16 protein-coding genes are annotated in these 17,185 nt (G+C 64.0%); 6 read left to right on the plus strand and 10 right to left on the minus strand.

Annotated features, from left to right (window positions below; genetic code table 11):
- Positions 1-23: 23 nt before the first annotated feature.
- Complete coding sequence (accD, locus tag AQ12_RS17155) at positions 24-896, plus strand: acetyl-CoA carboxylase, carboxyltransferase subunit beta (RefSeq protein WP_048441174.1); 873 nt, start codon at positions 24-26, stop codon at positions 894-896.
- Positions 897-902: 6 nt separating this feature from the next.
- Here accD and AQ12_RS17160 read toward each other — a convergent pair whose 3' ends face one another.
- Positions 903-1,448: a YggT family protein gene (locus tag AQ12_RS17160; protein ID WP_048441175.1), complete on the minus strand. Its 546-nt coding sequence runs from the start codon at positions 1,446-1,448 to the stop codon at positions 903-905.
- A gap of 45 nt (positions 1,449-1,493) precedes the next feature.
- Here AQ12_RS17160 and AQ12_RS17165 point away from each other — a divergent pair, with 45 nt between their 5' ends.
- Entirely contained in the window at positions 1,494-2,126 is a 633-nt protein-coding gene (locus tag AQ12_RS17165; RefSeq protein ID WP_048441176.1) for an LON peptidase substrate-binding domain-containing protein, read from the plus strand.
- 133 nt (positions 2,127-2,259) lie between these two features.
- Here the strand turns inward: AQ12_RS17165 and AQ12_RS17170 are convergent, their stop codons facing one another.
- Genes AQ12_RS17170 through AQ12_RS17205 form a run of 8 tightly spaced genes read right to left on the minus strand, consistent with a single transcriptional unit; the run spans position 2,260 to position 10,871 of the window.
- Positions 2,260-4,065, minus strand: a complete 1,806-nt coding sequence (locus AQ12_RS17170; RefSeq protein WP_048441276.1) for a nucleoside-diphosphate sugar epimerase/dehydratase — start codon at positions 4,063-4,065, stop codon at positions 2,260-2,262.
- The gene (locus AQ12_RS17175) at positions 4,052-5,548 is read right to left on the minus strand and encodes an aminotransferase class I/II-fold pyridoxal phosphate-dependent enzyme (RefSeq protein ID WP_048441177.1); all 1,497 of its coding nucleotides are present in this window, start codon (positions 5,546-5,548) and stop codon (positions 4,052-4,054) included. Before AQ12_RS17175 ends, AQ12_RS17170 begins: the two co-directional genes overlap by 14 nt.
- Entirely contained in the window at positions 5,545-6,156 is a 612-nt protein-coding gene (locus tag AQ12_RS17180; protein ID WP_048441178.1) for a NeuD/PglB/VioB family sugar acetyltransferase, read from the minus strand. Before AQ12_RS17180 ends, AQ12_RS17175 begins: the two co-directional genes overlap by 4 nt.
- A gap of 33 nt (positions 6,157-6,189) precedes the next feature.
- The gene (gene neuC, locus AQ12_RS17185; protein ID WP_048441179.1) at positions 6,190-7,332 is read right to left on the minus strand and encodes a UDP-N-acetylglucosamine 2-epimerase; all 1,143 of its coding nucleotides are present in this window, start codon (positions 7,330-7,332) and stop codon (positions 6,190-6,192) included.
- Positions 7,329-8,354, minus strand: coding sequence for an N-acetylneuraminate synthase (neuB, locus tag AQ12_RS17190; RefSeq protein WP_238587752.1), 1,026 nt, complete (start codon positions 8,352-8,354; stop codon positions 7,329-7,331). The genes neuC and neuB overlap by 4 nt, the downstream gene beginning before the upstream one ends.
- Before the next feature lie 20 nt (positions 8,355-8,374).
- Positions 8,375-9,163, minus strand: a complete 789-nt coding sequence (locus AQ12_RS17195) for an SDR family oxidoreductase (protein ID WP_048441181.1) — start codon at positions 9,161-9,163, stop codon at positions 8,375-8,377.
- Entirely contained in the window at positions 9,160-9,855 is a 696-nt protein-coding gene (locus AQ12_RS17200) for an acylneuraminate cytidylyltransferase family protein (RefSeq protein ID WP_048441182.1), read from the minus strand. Before AQ12_RS17200 ends, AQ12_RS17195 begins: the two co-directional genes overlap by 4 nt.
- Positions 9,852-10,871: a Gfo/Idh/MocA family protein gene (locus tag AQ12_RS17205; RefSeq protein ID WP_161799042.1), complete on the minus strand. Its 1,020-nt coding sequence runs from the start codon at positions 10,869-10,871 to the stop codon at positions 9,852-9,854. The genes AQ12_RS17200 and AQ12_RS17205 overlap by 4 nt, the downstream gene beginning before the upstream one ends.
- Positions 10,872-10,915: 44 nt before the next feature.
- On the opposite strand from AQ12_RS17205, the gene AQ12_RS17210 reads away from it, so the two are divergent.
- From AQ12_RS17210 to AQ12_RS17225, 4 genes are read left to right on the plus strand one after another with little or no spacing between them, the layout of a single operon-like run.
- Positions 10,916-12,235 (plus strand): hypothetical protein, encoded by a 1,320-nt coding sequence (locus tag AQ12_RS17210; RefSeq protein WP_048441184.1) that lies wholly within the window; start codon positions 10,916-10,918, stop codon positions 12,233-12,235.
- Positions 12,232-13,467 carry a CDP-glycerol glycerophosphotransferase family protein gene (locus tag AQ12_RS17215; RefSeq protein WP_048441185.1) on the plus strand — a complete coding sequence of 412 codons (1,236 nt, stop codon included), beginning with the start codon at positions 12,232-12,234 and terminating at the stop codon, positions 13,465-13,467. Before AQ12_RS17210 ends, AQ12_RS17215 begins: the two co-directional genes overlap by 4 nt.
- Entirely contained in the window at positions 13,464-14,219 is a 756-nt protein-coding gene (locus AQ12_RS17220; protein WP_048441186.1) for a bifunctional 2-polyprenyl-6-hydroxyphenol methylase/3-demethylubiquinol 3-O-methyltransferase UbiG, read from the plus strand. The genes AQ12_RS17215 and AQ12_RS17220 overlap by 4 nt, the downstream gene beginning before the upstream one ends.
- On the plus strand, positions 14,216-15,331 hold the full coding sequence (locus AQ12_RS17225; protein WP_048441187.1) for a hypothetical protein: 1,116 nt from the start codon (positions 14,216-14,218) through the stop codon (positions 15,329-15,331). The genes AQ12_RS17220 and AQ12_RS17225 overlap by 4 nt, the downstream gene beginning before the upstream one ends.
- Before the next feature lie 66 nt (positions 15,332-15,397).
- Here the strand turns inward: AQ12_RS17225 and asnB are convergent, their stop codons facing one another.
- A complete protein-coding gene (asnB, locus tag AQ12_RS17230) occupies positions 15,398-17,185 on the minus strand; it encodes an asparagine synthase (glutamine-hydrolyzing) (protein WP_048441188.1) in 1,788 nt (595 codons plus the stop codon).

Below are 17,185 nucleotides of genomic sequence, written 5' to 3' on the forward strand. Positions count from 1 at the left end.
GATTCACGAGGAGTCTCCCACCCATGAGCTGGCTCGAAAAACTGCTTCCGCCCAAGATCCAGCAGACGGATCCCGCTGACCGCCGCCAGGTGCCCGAGGGCGTCTGGGTCAAGTGCCCGAGCTGCGAAACCGTGCTGTACAAGACCGACCTGGAACAAAACCAGAACGTCTGCCCCACCTGCAGCCACCACCACCGCATCGGCGCGCGTGGTCGGCTCAATGGCTTCCTCGATGCCGAGGGCCGCTACGAAATCGGGCAGGAAGTGCTGCCGGTCGATGCGCTCAAGTTCAAGGACAGCCGCAAGTACCCCGAGCGCCTGAAAGAAGCCCTGGAAAACACCGGCGAGACCGATGCCCTGGTCGTCATGGGCGGGGCGGTGCACAGCATCAGCCTGGTGGCAGCCGCGTTTGAATTCGACTTCATGGGCGGCAGCATGGGCAGCGTCGTCGGCGAGCGTTTTGTGCGCGGCGTCGAAGCGGCGATCGAACAGAAAGTGCCCTTCCTGTGCTTCACCGCAACCGGTGGGGCGCGGATGCAGGAAGGCCTGTTGTCCCTGATGCAGATGGCCAAGACCAATGCGGCCCTGACCCGGCTGGCCAAGAAGGGCCTGCCCTACATCAGCGTGCTCACCGACCCGACGATGGGCGGTGTGAGTGCAGGCTTTGCGTTTGTTGGCGATGTCGTGATCGCGGAGCCCAAGGCGCTCATCGGCTTTGCGGGTCCGCGCGTGATCGAGTCCACGGTGCGGGTCACCCTGCCCGAAGGCTTCCAGCGCGCCGAGTTCCTGCAGACCAAGGGCGCCGTCGACTTCATCTGCGATCGGCGCGAACTGCGCAAGACCGTGGCGAGCACACTCGCCATGCTGCAGCGCCAGCCCGCCGACGCGGTGGACTGATTCGCCTCAGCGCAGGACGGCGGCCTGCAGGTACGCCAACGCAATTGCGGCGACCTGCAACAGCACCAGAAGCGCCAGCGGCGACAGGTCAATCCCGCCCACCAGCGGGATCAATTTCCTGAACGGGCGAAGCAGGGGCGCGCAAAGCCGGTCGATGATGTCCACGATCGGCGAATCGGCGCGAACCCATGACAGGATGGCGTGGACGATGACCAGGCCCGTGAGGAGCGAAATGATCAGCCGCACCACGCCAAACAGGGCGAGCACAGGCAGCATCTCGAGCCCGCCCAGCCGCGTGAGCAGCCAGAGGATCGAGAACTGCGCGAGCTCCACCAGGAACACGCCGACCACACTGGCCGTATCCACCTTGCCGATGGCGGGAAGCACCCGCCGCAACGGCAGGACCAGCCAGTCAGTGAGCGCAAACACAAACTGGCCGACCGGATTCTTGAACGGGACTTTCTGGTACTGCATATAGGCGCGCAGCAGAAAAGCACCGCCCAGCAGACCGGCCGCAACGTCCAGCACAAACGAAATGATTTGGTAAAACATGGATGGGTTCTCTCGTGGGATGATAGCGGGCAGAACGGGAAATCGATGTCGTCAGCCCTCACCCTGCAATCCCTGCCGTTGTTCCCACTGGGCACGGTCCTTTTTCCTGACGGCGTCCTGCCGCTTCGCATTTTCGAGGTCCGCTACCTCGACATGATCGGCCGCTGCCACAAGGCGGGCGCGCCCTTCGGGATCGTCTCACTCACCCAGGGTAACGAAGTCCGTCAACCAGGCGCCACGGAATCATTTGCCAATGTCGGCACGTTGGCCACCATCAGCCACTTCGAAACCCCTCGCCCGGGCCTCATGATGATCCGCGCGCATGGGGCGCAACGCTTTCGGATCACCTCGCGCGACCAGCTCAAGCACGGCTTGTGGATTGCCGATGTGCAGGGGCTCGCCGTCGATATGGCAGTGCCGATTCCGGACGACCTGAAGATCACGGCCACTGCGCTTTCAAGGCTGATCGATTCGCTGCAGCAAAAGGCCGATGCGCCGGGGCAACTTCCGATCGAGGGACCCTACCGGCTCGACGACTGCGGATGGGTCGCCAATCGCTGGTGCGAATTGCTGCCGCTGGGCGTGCAACTCAAGCAGCGGCTGATGGAACTCGACAACCCGCTCGTGCGGCTGGAACTCGTGAGCGATGTGTTGGCGCGTACGGGGATTGCGCAGTAGCGTCTGGTGGCTGCGCAACGATCGCTGCCGATTCGCGGTGGATGCCGGATCAAGTCCGGCATGACAGCCCTGGTACTTGTCATTGCGGACTCGATCCGCAATCCATGACTTCACTGCGACAGCACCGCAGCGCTTACCGCGGCGTGTACTCCGGCACCTGGCTGCGCAGCCAGTCGCGCACAGCCCCGCCCGCCGGAAACGGCCCCGCTTCATTGATCCATTGCGTGACGCCAGCCACATCGGGCAGCGAGGTTGAATTCTTCGCGACGCGCAGTTTGGGATGCGGCGTCGGCTCGGTGGTCTCGTCGTCGGCAAGCAGTTCCTCATAGAGCTTCTCGCCCGGCCGCAGGCCCGTATAGGCAATCGGCACTTCCTGCTCGGTGCGCCCCGACAGGCGGATCAGCATGCGAGCCAACTCGACGATCTTCACCGGCTCGCCCATGTCCAGCACGAAGATCTGGCCCGAACTGCCCATAAGGCCTGCCTGCAGCACCAGCTGCGCCGCTTCAGGAATGGTCATGAAGTAACGCACGATGTCCGGATGCGTCACCGTGACAGGACCGCCGCGTGCGATCTGCGAGGTGAACAACGGCACCACGGAACCGCTGGAACCCAGCACATTGCCAAAGCGCACCGACACGTATTGCGTGCGATCGAATTGCGCTGCCACGGCCTGCACCATCAGCTCGGCCAGGCGCTTGCTCGCGCCCATCACATTGGTCGGGTTCACCGCCTTGTCGGTCGAGATCATCACGAATCGACGCGCGCCACACTCACCCGCGACACGCGCCGCATTCAGGGTGCCGATCACATTGGTACGCAGCGCCTCGATCTCGTTGAGCTCTTCCATCAGCGGCACGTGCTTGTAGGCTGCCGCATGAAGGATCACCGTGGGCTTGTGCTTGTCCGCGATGGCGCGCAGCCGGTCCAGCTCGCGCACATTGGCGGTGTAGTAGAGCCCGTGCATCTGCGGATGCGAATCGCGCATTTCCTGCTCAAGCCGGTATACCGCGTACTCCGAAACATCGACGCACACCAGCCGCCCCACGCCGAAGCGGGCGACCTGCCTGCACAGCTCCGAGCCGATGGAGCCGCCGGCGCCGGTCACCATCACCGTCTGGCCGGAGAACAGGTCGGCCAGCTGCGCCGTGTCCAGCTGCACCGGTGAGCGTCCCAGCAAATCCTCGAGCTCGATCTTGCGCGGACCGGGGCTGTCGGTCTTGAGCCACTCATTGGGCCTGGGCATGGTGAGCAGGGTCAGGCGCGCACCAGCCGCATTCATCAACGCCTCATGCCGCTCGGGCGAACCGGGAGGACTTGCGACCAGCGCCGCATCGGCCTGCGCCATCTCGCACACGTCGATCAACGATTCAGACTGGCCCAGCACGCGCACGTTCTGGATGGACCGGCCAACTTCACTGGCGACCGGAGACGCAATGGCAACCGGCTCCCATTGGTGCGAACCCTTGAGCGCACGCAGCGCATCGGCGGCATCCTGCAGCGAACCCACGATGACCAGCCTGCGGCCGATGCCTCGCCCCAGCGTGCGACGCTCGATGAAGGTGCGCCAGCCCGCGCGCGCAGCGCCCAGCAGCACCAGGGCGATCAGCGGCTGCAGCAGCAGCACCGAACGCGGAAAGTTTTGCATGCGCAGCATCAGGATCGCCGCAGCGGACAGCAGCCCGCCCAGCAGGATACCGACCGCGAGTTGCCGAAGTTCAGGCAGGCCGATGTAGCTCCAGACCTGCCGATACACGCGAGCCAGCGACAGGCCTGTGGCGTATCCCGCGAGCGTCCATGGAATGCTGTGCCTGGCAAGGCGATCAAACTCACCGGGGATGTCGAAGTTGAACCGCAGCCAGAACGCGACCCAGCCGGCGACCAGCACCAGCGCCAGATCCACCGCCACCAGCACCAGCGTGTTCCTAGACAGTCGCACGCGCACCCGCCTGTTGCAGCGCACGGCGCAGCTGGTCGATCACACGACCCTGCTGCTCCTGCGTGAGGTTCGAGCCCGAGGGCAAGCACACACCCGACTCGAAACACGCTTTCGAAAAATCGCCGCCCTCATGCGCGAAGTACGGCGCATCCTTGAAAAGCGGTTGCATGTGCATCGGCTTCCAGACCGGACGCGCTTCGATGGAATGCCGCTCCAGCGCCCGCAGCAGGCGATCGCGCCTCGACTGTCCATCGGTACCCGGCAATGTGAAGCAACTCAACCACCGCGTGGACCGGTAGCCCTCGGGTTCCGGCATCCACTCGATCGCCGCATCGGCAAGCTCGGCGCGATAGATGTCGAAGACCTGGCGTCGTTGCTCCACGCGTTGGTCCAGCACCCGCAGCTGGCCGCGGCCGATGCCCGCCAGCACATTGCTCATGCGGTAGTTGAAGCCGACCTCGATGTGTTCGTAGTGCGCCGCCGGCTCGCGCGCCTGCGTTGCGAGCTTTCGTGCCCGTTCGGCCATCTGCGCATCGTTGGTCACCAGCATTCCACCGCCGGACGTGGTGATGATCTTGTTGCCGTTGAATGAAAAGATGCCAATGGCGCCGAAGCTGCCACTGGCGCGCCCCTTGTACTTTGCGCCCAGGGACTCGGCCGCGTCTTCCAGCAGCGGGACGCCATAGCGTTCGCACACCGCAAGCAAAGCGTCCATGTCTGCGCTCTGCCCGTACAGGTTCACCACGATCACGCAACGCGGCATGCGGCCTTCGCGCTGCGCCCACTCGAACGCGCGCTCCAGCGCCTGCGGACACATGTTCCAGGTCTGAGGCTGCGAGTCGATGAAAACGGGCCTCGCATTGCAGTAGAGGATCGGATTGCAGCTGCCCACAAACGTCAGCGAGGAACAAAAAACCGTATCACCAGGCTTTACGCCCAGCAGCAGCAATGCCAGATGAATCGCAGCCGTGCCCGAGCTCACCGCTGCGCCGTGGCCCACGCCCGCGTAACTCGCGAGCTCACGCTCGAAGCCATCGACATGCGGGCCAAGCGGCGCGATCCAGTTCGTCTTGAACGCATCTTCGACAAACGCTGTTTCTTCTTCGCCCAGGTGCGGCGACGAAAGCCAGATGCGCTGCGACAACTCGCGCCTGAACATGATGTCGACGGCGCGGCCGGCTTCATCGACGACCGGCAAATGATCGATCTGGTGCTTGTCGAGCACGGCCATCGCAGTGGGCAGGCCTGCATCGAGACCAACGGTGACAGGCGCCTGCTCGGGCAGGGCCGACACCGCGGAATCCTCGGGCACGTGACTCAGCGCAGCGCGCCGCAGGTCCCCGTCGGTGAGCGTTCGCTGCAGCGAGCCGTCCGCACGGGTGACGAGCAGGATGCCGCGACCGGTTGCATTGAGGGCTTCAAGGGCCTGGTGCAGCGTCGCCGTCGCAGGCAGGCAAAGGGCGTTGAACTGGTCGGCGTTCACTTCAATCTCCTGGCGGGAACGCCGGCATAAACGCCCGCTTCGGCGATGGGCTGCGTGACGACAGCGCCTGCCCCGATGGTCACGTCGTCGGCAATGCCAATTCCCGGCAATACCGTCGAGCCCGCGCCCACCAGCACACGGCGTCCCACACGCACACCGCCGCCGAGCACGGCGCCCGGCGCGACATGCGAAAACTCGCCGACCACCACATCGTGATCGACAACCGCGCCGTGATTGACGATGACCGCGCGGCCTAGCACTGCACCCGGGGCCACCACCGCCTGCGCAGCAATGAAACACCCGGCAGCGACGCTGGCATGGACGGAAACCGATGCATGGGGATGAATGACGGTGACGTGCTGTCTGCCGGTGGCGGCAGCCGTTTCTGTCTCACGATTCGCGGCGCGACCGATGGCCACATGCAGCGTGCACGACTGCGTGAGCGTCGAATCAATCGCGAGCAGCGCAACACCGGGCAACAACTCACCGCTTGCACGCGCCGGGTTGCGGTCGCACGCAAACACACGCGACCATGCGCCGCTCGCCAATGCCGCGTCCGCCACCACGCGGCCATGGCCGCCCGCACCCAATATCAGCAATTCCGCCAAGCGATTCGCGCCTTCTTCAGTACGTCAGAAACGTCAAAAACTGTTGGTTTTGTCCAGGAGATGAGGGCCTGCCGGCAAGCTTGCCAGCAGTGCGGCGATGCGCTCGCCCGCCTTCCCGTCACCCCAGAGATTGTCCCACGGCCAACGACCGTGTTCGATGGCAGAACGCAGCGCTGATTCGATGGCATCGCGCTCGGGCGGCACATCCGTGACGTTTGGATTGCGCTCGCGCAAACGCTGCCTGTCACCGATGTTGACCACCGGCGTGCCGAATGTGGCCGCTTCAATGATGCCCGCCGAGGAGTTGCCTGCGAGCACCGCGCAATGCGCAAGCGCCGCGGCAAACTGCGCCCGTGGCAGATGGCGGATTCGAACTGAACCGTGCGCAAGCGCCGCCCTGTCGAGCGCCTCCAGGATCTCGCGCGAGCCGGCATCGGCATTGGGGTCCAGCCACACCACCGGTAACCCGATGCTTGCCAACGCGGCCAGTAATGCGTCGGCTTGCGCCCGTGCCTGCCCTGCCTGCTGCACCACTGGGTGGAACATGGCGAGGACGAACGGTGAGTTGCTGCTCAAGCCGAGCACTCGAATCGCTTCGGCTCGCGGCACGGCGCCAAGCTCAGCAAGCCCATCGAGCCCCGGCGCACCGGTTACGAAGATTCGTGCCTCATCCTCGCCCAATCCGATCAGGCGCTCGCGCGAGCCCTGCGTCGCGACGAAGTGGTAACTTGCCAGTTTGGAGATCGCGTGACGGATCGGCTCGTCGACCGTGCCCGACCGCTCGCCGCCGTGGATGTGAACGCAAGCAACACCCGTGTGCAGCGCGGCCAGTGCGCCCGCCAGCATCTCACCGCGATCACCGAGCACCACCAGGAAATCAGGCTTCTCGCGATCGAGCAGTTGCGTCATCGCGCGCAGACAGTCAGCCAGCGCAAAGGCCATCCCGGCACCTGTGCGGTTGTCCATGTCGAGCGCGAGTTCCGCGCAAATTCGCAGGCCGCTCGCGCGAACCTCATTGACCGTTTCGCCGTGCGCGCGGCTCAGGTGCATGCCGGTCACCGCAATGCTCAAGTCGATGCCCGGCGTCGATGCGACGCGCTGCAACGTCGACTGAAGCAGGCCAAAATCCGCACGCGTGCCAGTGAGGTAAACGATGCGGCGCGGCGCTTGAGTCATGCGCCGCTCCGGCCTTCAACATCAAGATCGCTCCACTGCAGCACGGTGCCCGCAGGCATGTTCGTCCTGGCCTTAGCACCCACCACCTGCGGCAGCTCGCGAGGCGCCATGCCTGTCGCGGGACGACGGCAAGCCAGCATCGCCTCCGTCATTCGCGTTCCTGCCTTGATGTCGACTGCAGCGACAACGCTGCGACGCGCCACGCGGGCCGTGTTCCGTTCTTCAGCGGTAGGCGCCTTCACACCGTCACCCAGCATCGCCGACACGCGCCGGATGCCGGCCACCATGCGCGCGAACTCAGCGGGCTCCAGCGAGGCACTGTGATCGGGACCGGGCAGTTCGTTGTCGAGTGTGAGGTGCTTCTCGATCACGGTCGCGCCAAGGGCCACCGCCGCCAGATCGGCCTCTATCCCCAGGCTGTGGTCGGAGTAGCCGATCGCCACGCCCAGGTCGCGCGCCATCGAGACGATGGCCGTGAGATTGAGCGCGCTGTCAGGCGCAGGATAAGCAGAGGTGCAATGAAACACGGTGACATCGACCAGACTGCCGCGCGCCTGGCCGATCCAGTCGAGCGCCTCGCGGATTTCTTCCATCGTTGCCATGCCAGTGGAAACCAGCAGCGGAAGTTTCTGCGAAGCCGCATGTGCCACCAGCGCGCGATGCGTCAGCTCGCCCGACGAGAGCTTGATGCGCCTGACGCCAAGCTGCACCAGCATGTCCACTGCATTCACTGAAAACGGCGTCGAGAAAAACTCGATCCCGATCGCATCGCAATGCGCCTTGAGGGCCTCGTGCTGCTCGCGTGACAACTCCAGCGCGCGCAGCATGGCGAACTGGTCCTGCGCGCCGGTCGCCTTGGCCTGGTAGTCGGCCGTGGGTGCGCCCGGCACGACCAGGTCTTCGGCGCGAAAGGTCTGGAACTTCACCGCGTCTGCGCCAGCCGCATGGGCCGCATCGCACAAGCGCAGCGCCATCTGCAGATCGCCGTTGTGGTTGACGCCTGCCTCCGCTATGACGAACACGTGATGGGGCGGCAACATCGCTACCACACCGTCCATCCACCATCGACGACCAGGTTGTGGCCGGTCACGTACTTCGACGCATCGCTTGCGAGGTAGCGCATGGCATTGGCCATGTCATCGGCCTGGGCCATGCGGCCCAGTGGCGCGCGGCTGGCGTAGTTCGCGACGAAGGTTTCGTTCTGCCCGCTGAAGACGCCGCCCGGCGTGATCGCGTTCACGCGGACGCCCTTGCTGCCCCAGTAGCTGGCGAGGTACTGGGTCAGGCCCCACAGTCCGGCCTTGCTGGCCGCGTAGATGGCGGGCGTGTTGATCGCGCGGCCCAGGTACAGCGAGCCTTCGTAGATGCGCTGATCCGGTGCGACCACGCCATAGATCGAAATCGTGTTGATGATGCTGCCCTTGCCGCGCGCGGCCATCGGCGCGCCGAACGCCTGCGCGCAGAGCATGGCGCCGGTCAGGTTCACGCCCATGACCTCGTTCCAGTCGGCGAGTGGAAAAGTCTCGAAGGGTTCGAAGAAGTTTTCGGATTTGGTGGCGGCGTTGTTCAGCAGCGCGTCGGCCACACCCCACTTCTCCTGCAACGACACGCGCGCCCGCATCACTTCGTCCGGCCTGGAGATATCGGCGACGCAATGCACCAGCTCGCCCGTTGCCGGCCCCAGGTTCTGCTCCAGCAGCGCAGCATCGCGATCGATCGCGAAGACGCGCGCGCCCGCCGCCAGAAAGTTGCGGGTGACTTCGCTTCCGATGATGCCCGCCGCTCCGGTCAGCACGACCACCTTGCCATCAAGCCCGAAGGCATCACTCATGTTGTTCCCTTTTGTCTTTTCATCAGCAATTCGACAAATTCAAAATCCAGCGGATGGTCGATGTCGATCGAACGCTCACGCGGCATCACATGCAGGCGAATGCGCGGATGCGCCCAGAGCGACGAGGCCAGTGTGCGCCGGTGCCACACATAGATCGACGCATTCATCGCATACACCCTGGGTGCGAGCTGACGGCCTGCCACTTCGCTCGCCGGCGGACACACGCGCTCATAAAAGCCGCCCGGCTTTTGCTCGACCATGTTGAAGTACGGATTCTTGTCCGATTCGTAACCCGTGATCACTGCATCGGTGTCTTCGTCCAGCAGCGCGTTGCAGGCGACGATATCGCTCACTTCCCGCAAAGGCGAAGTCGGATCGAGGTCGATGATGCGATCGACCGGCATGTCGTTGGCTTCCACCCACTCCACCAGATGCTGGATCACCGGCAACTTCGCGGCAGTCGATGTCGCAAGTTCGGCAGGACGCACGAAGGGCACAGTCGCACCATGGGCGCGCGCCACTTCTGCAATCTGCTCATCGTCGGTCGAGACGTAGATTCCACGCGCCAGGCCGCTGCGCTGCGCCTGTTCTATCGTCCATGCGATCAGCGGCTTGCCCAGCAAGGGACGGATATTTTTGCCGGGCAGGCCCTGCGAGCCGCCGCGTGCGCAGATGGTGATGATGGTGTTCATTGCGCGGCCCCACCAGCAGTACGCCAGGCAGTTGCTTCGAGGGCGATCATCCAGCGAGTGACATGCATGGCGCGCTGCAGGTCGTAGCGCGTCTTCGATCCCGTGCGCCATGCATGGAGCAGGTCCTGCATCGCCAATGGGTAGGTGCCGGCCATGTCCCAATCCGATGCTTGCGTTTCAATGACGTGGCTCCCGTTTGCATCCTGCAGCGTGAGCTGCCGTCCCACGATATCCAGGCGCAAGGTTCCCCGGTCGCCCACCACCAGGTACTCGCGCACCGGCTTTCGGCTCACATAATCGAGGCCGACCTGCACCGGCAGTCCGCTCTTCATCGACAGCGTGATCGCCGCCGCATCGTCACTGTCAATCTGCAGGCTGCCACTGTTCGAGGCCGCAGCCTGTCCCATGCCGATTTCGCCAAAGAGGTATGCCGCGCTGTCGATCTCATGCACCAGGTCGAAGATCACGCCGCCGCCATCATCACGGTGCGCGCTGTAGCTCTGGCGGTAATCGCGACCGGCGCGCCAGTCGGGCAACCACTGGCCGACCTGCAGGGTGGCGCGAGCGATGCGCCCTGCTGCTTCGCTTTCGCATGCGGCCTTGAGCTTGTTCACCGCCCCCAGGTAGCGCAGGTTGCAACCGACCACACTGGGGCGATCCCACCCCGCCTCGATCCGGCGTTGGATCGCGCGGAGCGAAACCGCATCAATGACCACGGGCTTCTCGATGTAGAGCGCATCCACGCAATCCATCAGCGCATCCAGATCAGCCGCATGCTGGGCCGACACGCTGCAAACCACTGCGATCTGCGGCCTTGCCGCAAGCCCCGCCGCGACGCAGGCGACCGGCGTCGCAGCAAACTGGCGCGCCCACCCCACGGACTCCTCGCGCGTGGCGACCATGAAAAGCTCGGCTCCTGGCACCAGCGCGCGAATGTTTTGCGCATGCCGCCGCCCTATCGACCCGGCTCCTGTCAACAGCACCCGTGGACGGTCGCTCGCGGCTCGGTTTTGCATAATGGCGGTCATTATTTCATTCCCCGGAACACCCCGGACAAACGATGCCTGATCCTGTCTTGCATATCGTCCATTGCATTGACACGGAAGGTCCACTGCAAGAGCCGCTAGCCGCCACTTTCGATCGCCTGAAAGGCATTTTCGGGCTCACCATCGAGCCGACCGCCGACAACCTCAAGCGCCTGCAGCAGCGCCAGATCGACCTGGGCGGACTCGAAGCCGAGGTGGCGCAGGTCATCAAGCCTGAACTGCTGGCCTACAACGGCGACTGGGATGCCGTGGGCGCGATGCTTGAAGACGCGATGGGCGAGCCCTTTCGCACCGAAACCATCGACGACTTCGGCGGCGGCTGGATCTACAGCTGGCACGTGATGGACCACGTCGGTTACGCCAGCAATCCACGCAACAAGGCCCTGGGCTATGGCGCGGTGTTGCGCTTCTACCGCGAGGCGGTGAAGCAGTCAGGGCCAGCGGACGAGATCAACTGGCACTTCCACCCGCTGTTTCCCGACGGCGATCCGCTCAAGGCCGCGACGTCGTACACCAACAGTTACGCGCAGCTCAACCAGATCCTGGCCCGCAGGCTGATCGACCACGGCTGGTTTCCGGTTGCGAATCGCCCGGGTTTTCACAGCGAGCGGCCCGACAGCCACGCTTTCCTGGAGCAATGGATTCCGTTCGACTATGCCAACCAGTCCTACGAAGAAGAGTCGGGCCAGAAGGATCTGCGCGGCGGCCGCTTTGGCGACTGGCGGCGCGCGCCATCATCTTGGGTCGGCTATCGGCCTTCGCACCGCGACTACCAGCAGCCGGGCGACATGAACCGCCACATCTTCCGCTGCCTGAATGTGGGCACGCGGTTTCGCGAGCTGGGCGAGCAACATGTGGATCAGGCGTTTGAGGATGCCCGGCGCACTGGCAGCGCGATTCTTGCGTTTGCGGATCACGACTACCGCGACATCCGACCCGATGTGCGACGCGTGCGTGAGATGGTGCAGGCGGCCCGATCGCGGTTTCCCGATGTGAAGATCAGGTTCAGCGGTGCGGTCGATGCAGCGCGCGCACATCTGGCTTCACGCGGCGAATTGGCCCGTCACGCGCCGCTCGCGCTGGCGCTGTCCATCGAAGACGCCGTGCTCAGCGTGCGTTGCACTGCCGGCGAGTGTTTCGGCCCGCAGCCCTTTCTTGCCTACAAGACAAAGAGCGGCCTGTACATCCACGACAACTTCGATCTGCAGGAGCCCGAGCGGCACTGGACCTACATCTTCGACTCGCAGACCGTTCCCCTGGACGAGATCGAGTCCATTGCGGTTGCAAGCGCCGGCGCCGACGGCAGCGTTGCGGTGACAGGGCGCGTGTTGTGAAGCGAGTCCTCGTCGCCGCATATGGCGGCGCGCATGTGGCTGCGGCCATGCCGCTGTACCGCGAACTGCTGGCTGCGGGGCTGCAACCGGTGATGCTGGGCCTCACAACAGCGGCAGACACGCTGCGCCGCCACGGCATCCCCTTCGTGCACTTTCTGGACCACGTCGATATCGGCGATCCGGCCGTGGAACGATGGGGCAATTTCCTGTGCGAGTTTCATCATCGTGACGGCATCGGCATCACGCGAGATGAATCGATGGCCTACCTGGGCGCGAGCATGGCCGAGCGGGTCGCGGATGTCGGCGAAGAAGCGGCTCTTGCCAGTTACAGGGCAAGGGGACTGAACGCGCTGCTTCCGGTTCGCACGTTGAAGCGAATCATCGAAGCGCAGCAGATCGACGCCGTCATCGCCACCGACTCGCCTCGCGCGGAACGGGCAGCACTCAACGCAGCCGTCCAGATGGGGCTGCCTTCGGTTTGCCTGCTCACGAGTTTTCCCCACATCGGCCTGGATTACCTCCAGCGCAGTGACAACGGCGCTGTCATTTGCGTGCTCAATGAGCGGATTCGCCAGCAACTCATTGACGCTGGACGCCAGCCTGCAAGTGTGATCGTCACAGGCAACCCCGCCTTTGACGCACTGATCGCACCGGATGCGCAAGCGCGCCGTTCAGAGCTTCGCAAGCAGGCAGGAATTCCTCCCGAGCAACGCGCCGTCCTCTGGGCCGAACAACCCGAGCCGGGTAATCCTGACCTTCCCATTGCCATGCGGGAAGGCCTCGCGGCAACCTGCGCAAGCCACGGATGGAAGTTCATCGCGCGCCTGCATCCCTCCAGCCAGGCCGGCGCGAGCATCACCTTGCCCGAGGGTGCGCTGCTGAGCCCTCGCACGCAAGGCGTGCGCGACGCCCTGCTCATGTGCGATGCGGTCGTGACTTTCACATCCACCATCGGATTCGAGGCGCTGGTTCTCGACAAGCCGGTTGTCGTCGCCGCCGTTTCGCAGTACAGCCATTTCGTGGATTACCGCGAAGACGATGGTGTCTTCGTCGTTCCATCGATGTCTGCGGTGGAACCGGCGCTCGCCAGTTTTTTCGCCGATGACGAACACGCCCAGCGCCTCGCACGCTTTCGCCGTACGCTCCCACAGAACGGGCAAGCTGCCCGCGCCATCGTCCAGTGCCTGTTGGCGCAGGACACGACGCCTTCCTTCACGACTGCAACGCCATGAATTCCCCCGCAACACCGCCGCCCCAGGTTGACCTCCACGCCAAGGGTGACGCGTATCTCGCCACCTCGTACAGCCAGGAGAACCGGCCGCTCAGTCCGTATGTGAAGGTCATGTCCAGGCACCTGCACGACACCGTGTTCGGCGGGCGCAGCGGAAGATTGCTCGACATCGGTTGCGGTCGAGGCGACCAGATGCGCGCCTTCGCAGAACTGGGCCTTGAATGCAGCGGCACCGATATCGCCAACAGTGCCTCGCAACTGGCGAGCGGCTTCGATGTTCGCGTGGCCAACCTTGAAGTCGATCCGCCGCCGTTTGGCGACAGCCAGTTCGACTTTGTGTACAGCAAGTCGGTCATCGAACACATGCGCCAGCCCGACCGATTCCTGGACACCGCGCTCACCTCGCTCAAGCCCGGAGGCACAGCCTGCATCCTCACGCCGAGCTGGTTTCACACGTACCGTATCTTCTACATGGAGTACACGCACGTCACGCCCTTCACCATCGAGTCGCTCAAGACAGCGATGACCATGGCCGGCTTTGTTGACGTGGAAGTGCACTATTTCTACCAGCTGCCTTTTCTGTGGAAGAACCGCGCGTGGATGCCGCTCATCAAGGCGCTGGGTGCACTGACCGGCATGCTGGGTCTGCCCTACCGGCCTATCCGCAACATGCCGTGGCCCACCCAGATGAACAACGTCATCCGCTTCTCGCACGACGTGATGCTGATGGGCGTGGGACGACGCGCACCATGACCACCATCGGGCTCGCGGACCTCGATCCGACGGGTCACACCTCGTTTTCTTTCTACGACCTCCTGCCGGGCAACCAGGTGACGGTGGAGGGCGCGCCGGATGCGGCGGACGCGCTCGCACTCGCTACCCGGTTGCTGCGCACCGATCTGCTGGAAGCAGGCGATCAAGAGATCGACAGCTTCGCGGCCCTCCTGGTCACGCACGGCCATCTCTTGCCGCCCTCGGGAGAATTCAAGCAACTCGCCGACGCTACAGCGCGCGGCTTTGCAGCCTTGATCGGCAATGAGGCCCGGCGACCGCGACGCATGCGCCTGACCCGGCTCTCACTGATGCTGCGCGTCGTGCTGGATCGCACCGAGTCCACCGCTGGCGTGCTGTCCGACACGACGCTGCCCTGCAAGAGCCCGTGGGATTTCATCGCGATGGATGGGTCATCACAGGACGGATGGGTGGCAAGCTGCGACGAGAACAACTTCCGTCGCCTGGAGGCAGGTGCCTGCGTGTGGAGTCGCCGGCTCGGCCTGCCAACGCAGCTCGACAGACTGGGTGACGGCCTGTGGGTCGGGTCGCACTACAGCGACGGCGGGTTCATCGTGACGCAGGCGGAATCCGCAGATCCGCAAGTGCTGGAAATCGCGCACAGCTGCCCCCTGGTGCTGGCTTTCGAATTTGGCGGTACGCGGTATGCGCTGGACTCACGTGGCGCATTGGGCAAACTCGCTGGCGATCAAGTGGGGCCTGCGCTGCTGCGACTGCCGGGCACGATTCATCGGGCGCGGATCATCGGCGACAGCCTGTACGCCTTCGATTGGGGACAGGCCGGCGTCGGGTTCCGCATCGACCTGCGAACCCTGCAGGCCGTCACGATTCGCACGGGCGACATCATCGTGTGCAACGACATCTGCGCGCAGGGTGACTGGCTTTACGGCATCTGCAAACTGCAAGGCCGAGTCTTCAAGATGACACGCGACTGGACACCAGTTTCGACACGCCTGGGTGCGGGCACCGGACCGGGTCAGCTGCTGGACCCGATCATGATTCGTTGTGAGGCGGACGTGCTGGGCGTGGTGAACTGGTTTTCGTCGCGGATCGTGCGGCTGCCCGCGTTCTAGATTCAGCTGTCATTGCGGGCTTGACCCGCAATCCATGTCTTCAGCGACCGCTGCCATGTTGCATCGTCACAAAAACTCCGCCGCCCAGATCGCCACCGCAGCCAACGCCCTCAACTCGCGCGTGTAGTTCGCCGCGCCATCGCGATGTGCATCCAGCATCCGGTCGATCGCCTCTGGCCTGAACAGCGACTGCAGCAAGGGACTGTCACGGAGCGTCTGGCGCAACCATCCGTGGCTTTCGAACCGGAACCAGTCGCCCACCGGCACGGTGAACATCTGCTTCTTTCGATAGGCCAGATCCTGCCCGATCAGCGGCGTCACGGCCCGCTTGAACCAATGCTTCTTGTCGCCCAGGTGCAACTTGGTCTGGGCGCGCGAGCGAAACGCGAACTCCATCATTCGCCAGTCGAGAAACGGTGTCCGTGCTTCTATCGACACCGCCATGCCCATGCGATCGGGCTTGACCAGGTTGTTGCCCGAGAGCAGCAATTGCATGTCCAGATAGAGCGCCTGGTTCAATCGACTGAAGTGCGCCGACTCCTCAAACCACGGTTTGGCCGCCTGCGCAAAACTGTCAATGCCCGCCAGCTGGCTCGCGATTCCGGGTCGATACAACGCCATCTTGTCTTCGGGTGAAAACAGCGAGATCGAATCGAAATAACTGCGCTGGAAAACGTCATCATCCAGGGTGTCGACATCGGGCCTGCCGAAGTAGTCGGCATACTTTTCGTAGCCCGCAAAAAGTTCATCGCCGCCATCACCCGTCAGCACGACCTTGACATGGCGCGCCGTAAGCTCGCTCACGCGCAAGGTCGGCATGAACGACGCATCGCCGTGCGGCTGGTCCAGGTGATGCAGCACCTGCGGCCAGCGGTCGAGCATGTTCAGCTCGGCGGTCTCGCTCGTGTGGTCGCAGCCGAAACGCCGCGCAGCTTCGGCTGCAAAAGCCGACTCGTCATAGCGCTGATCGGCAAAGCCGATGCAGAAGGTCTTGACCGGCCTGTCCACATGACGCGCCATCAGGCCCACGATGGTGCTCGAATCAACCCCGCCCGACAGGAAGGCACCCCAGGGCACATCGGCGCGAAGCCGAATGCGCGTCGCATCATCCAGCGTCGCCAAGAACTCTTCGCTCCACGCGCCGAAGTCATGATCGCGCTCTTGCTGGTCGGCCAGATTCCACCAGCGATGGGTTTGCACTCCGCTGCGCGTGAACTTCATCCAGGTGCCCGGCATCACATGGCGGATGCCCTGCCACACCGTCCACGGCGCGGGGATGTAGTTGAAGGTGAGGTAGTGGTGGATCGCTTCGAGGTCGATGGCGGACAGACCCTCACGCGCGCGGGTGAACGGCAGCATCGCCTTCATTTCAGAGGCAAACACCACGCGAGCGCCATCGTCGGCGACGTACAGGGGCTTCACGCCAATGCGATCGCGCATCAGGTACATCGCGTCCTCGCGTGCGTCGTCGACAGCAATCGCGAACATCCCGTTCAGGCGCTCCAGCCCCTTGATGCCCTGCTGCTCGTACAGGCGCAGGATCACCTCGGTGTCCGAATGCGACCTGAGTTGCACACCCTGCGCGCGCAGTTCGTCGGCAAGCTCGATGTGATTGAAGATCTCGCCGTTCTGCACAACCGCGATCTGGCCGTCGTCGGAGACAAACGGCTGATGCCCGCCGCTAATGTCAATGATCGACAGGCGGCGGTTTCCGATCGCCACGCCGCGCTGCGGCTGGCTCCAGATGCCCTCGTCGTCCGGTCCGCGGTGCACGAGCTTGCTCGCCATCACAGCCAGTGCCTCATCGGGCATGGCGCGCCCTGCACGGTCCCAGTAGCCGAAGATGCCGCACAT

It is taken from the genome of Caenimonas sp. SL110 (assembly GCF_001044395.1).
Taxonomy (GTDB): Bacteria; Pseudomonadota; Gammaproteobacteria; order Burkholderiales; family Burkholderiaceae_C; genus Ramlibacter.

Excerpts from the sequence above, each read along its gene's own strand:
- accD (WP_048441174.1), top strand. The coding sequence starts at position 24 with ATGAGCTGGCTCGAAAAACTGCTTCCGCCCAAGATCCAGCAGACGGAT.
- AQ12_RS17160 (WP_048441175.1), bottom strand. The coding sequence starts at position 1,448 with ATGTTTTACCAAATCATTTCGTTTGTGCTGGACGTTGCGGCCGGTCTG.
- AQ12_RS17165 (WP_048441176.1), top strand. The coding sequence starts at position 1,494 with ATGTCGTCAGCCCTCACCCTGCAATCCCTGCCGTTGTTCCCACTGGGC.
- neuC (WP_048441179.1), bottom strand. The coding sequence starts at position 7,332 with ATGACTCAAGCGCCGCGCCGCATCGTTTACCTCACTGGCACGCGTGCG.
- AQ12_RS17195 (WP_048441181.1), bottom strand. The coding sequence starts at position 9,163 with ATGAGTGATGCCTTCGGGCTTGATGGCAAGGTGGTCGTGCTGACCGGA.
- AQ12_RS17200 (WP_048441182.1), bottom strand. The coding sequence starts at position 9,855 with ATGAACACCATCATCACCATCTGCGCACGCGGCGGCTCGCAGGGCCTG.
- AQ12_RS17205 (WP_161799042.1), bottom strand. The coding sequence starts at position 10,871 with ATGCAAAACCGAGCCGCGAGCGACCGTCCACGGGTGCTGTTGACAGGA.
- AQ12_RS17210 (WP_048441184.1), top strand. The coding sequence starts at position 10,916 with ATGCCTGATCCTGTCTTGCATATCGTCCATTGCATTGACACGGAAGGT.
- AQ12_RS17220 (WP_048441186.1), top strand. The coding sequence starts at position 13,464 with ATGAATTCCCCCGCAACACCGCCGCCCCAGGTTGACCTCCACGCCAAG.
- AQ12_RS17225 (WP_048441187.1), top strand. The coding sequence starts at position 14,216 with ATGACCACCATCGGGCTCGCGGACCTCGATCCGACGGGTCACACCTCG.
- asnB (WP_048441188.1), bottom strand. The coding sequence starts at position 17,185 with ATGTGCGGCATCTTCGGCTACTGGGACCGTGCAGGGCGCGCCATGCCC.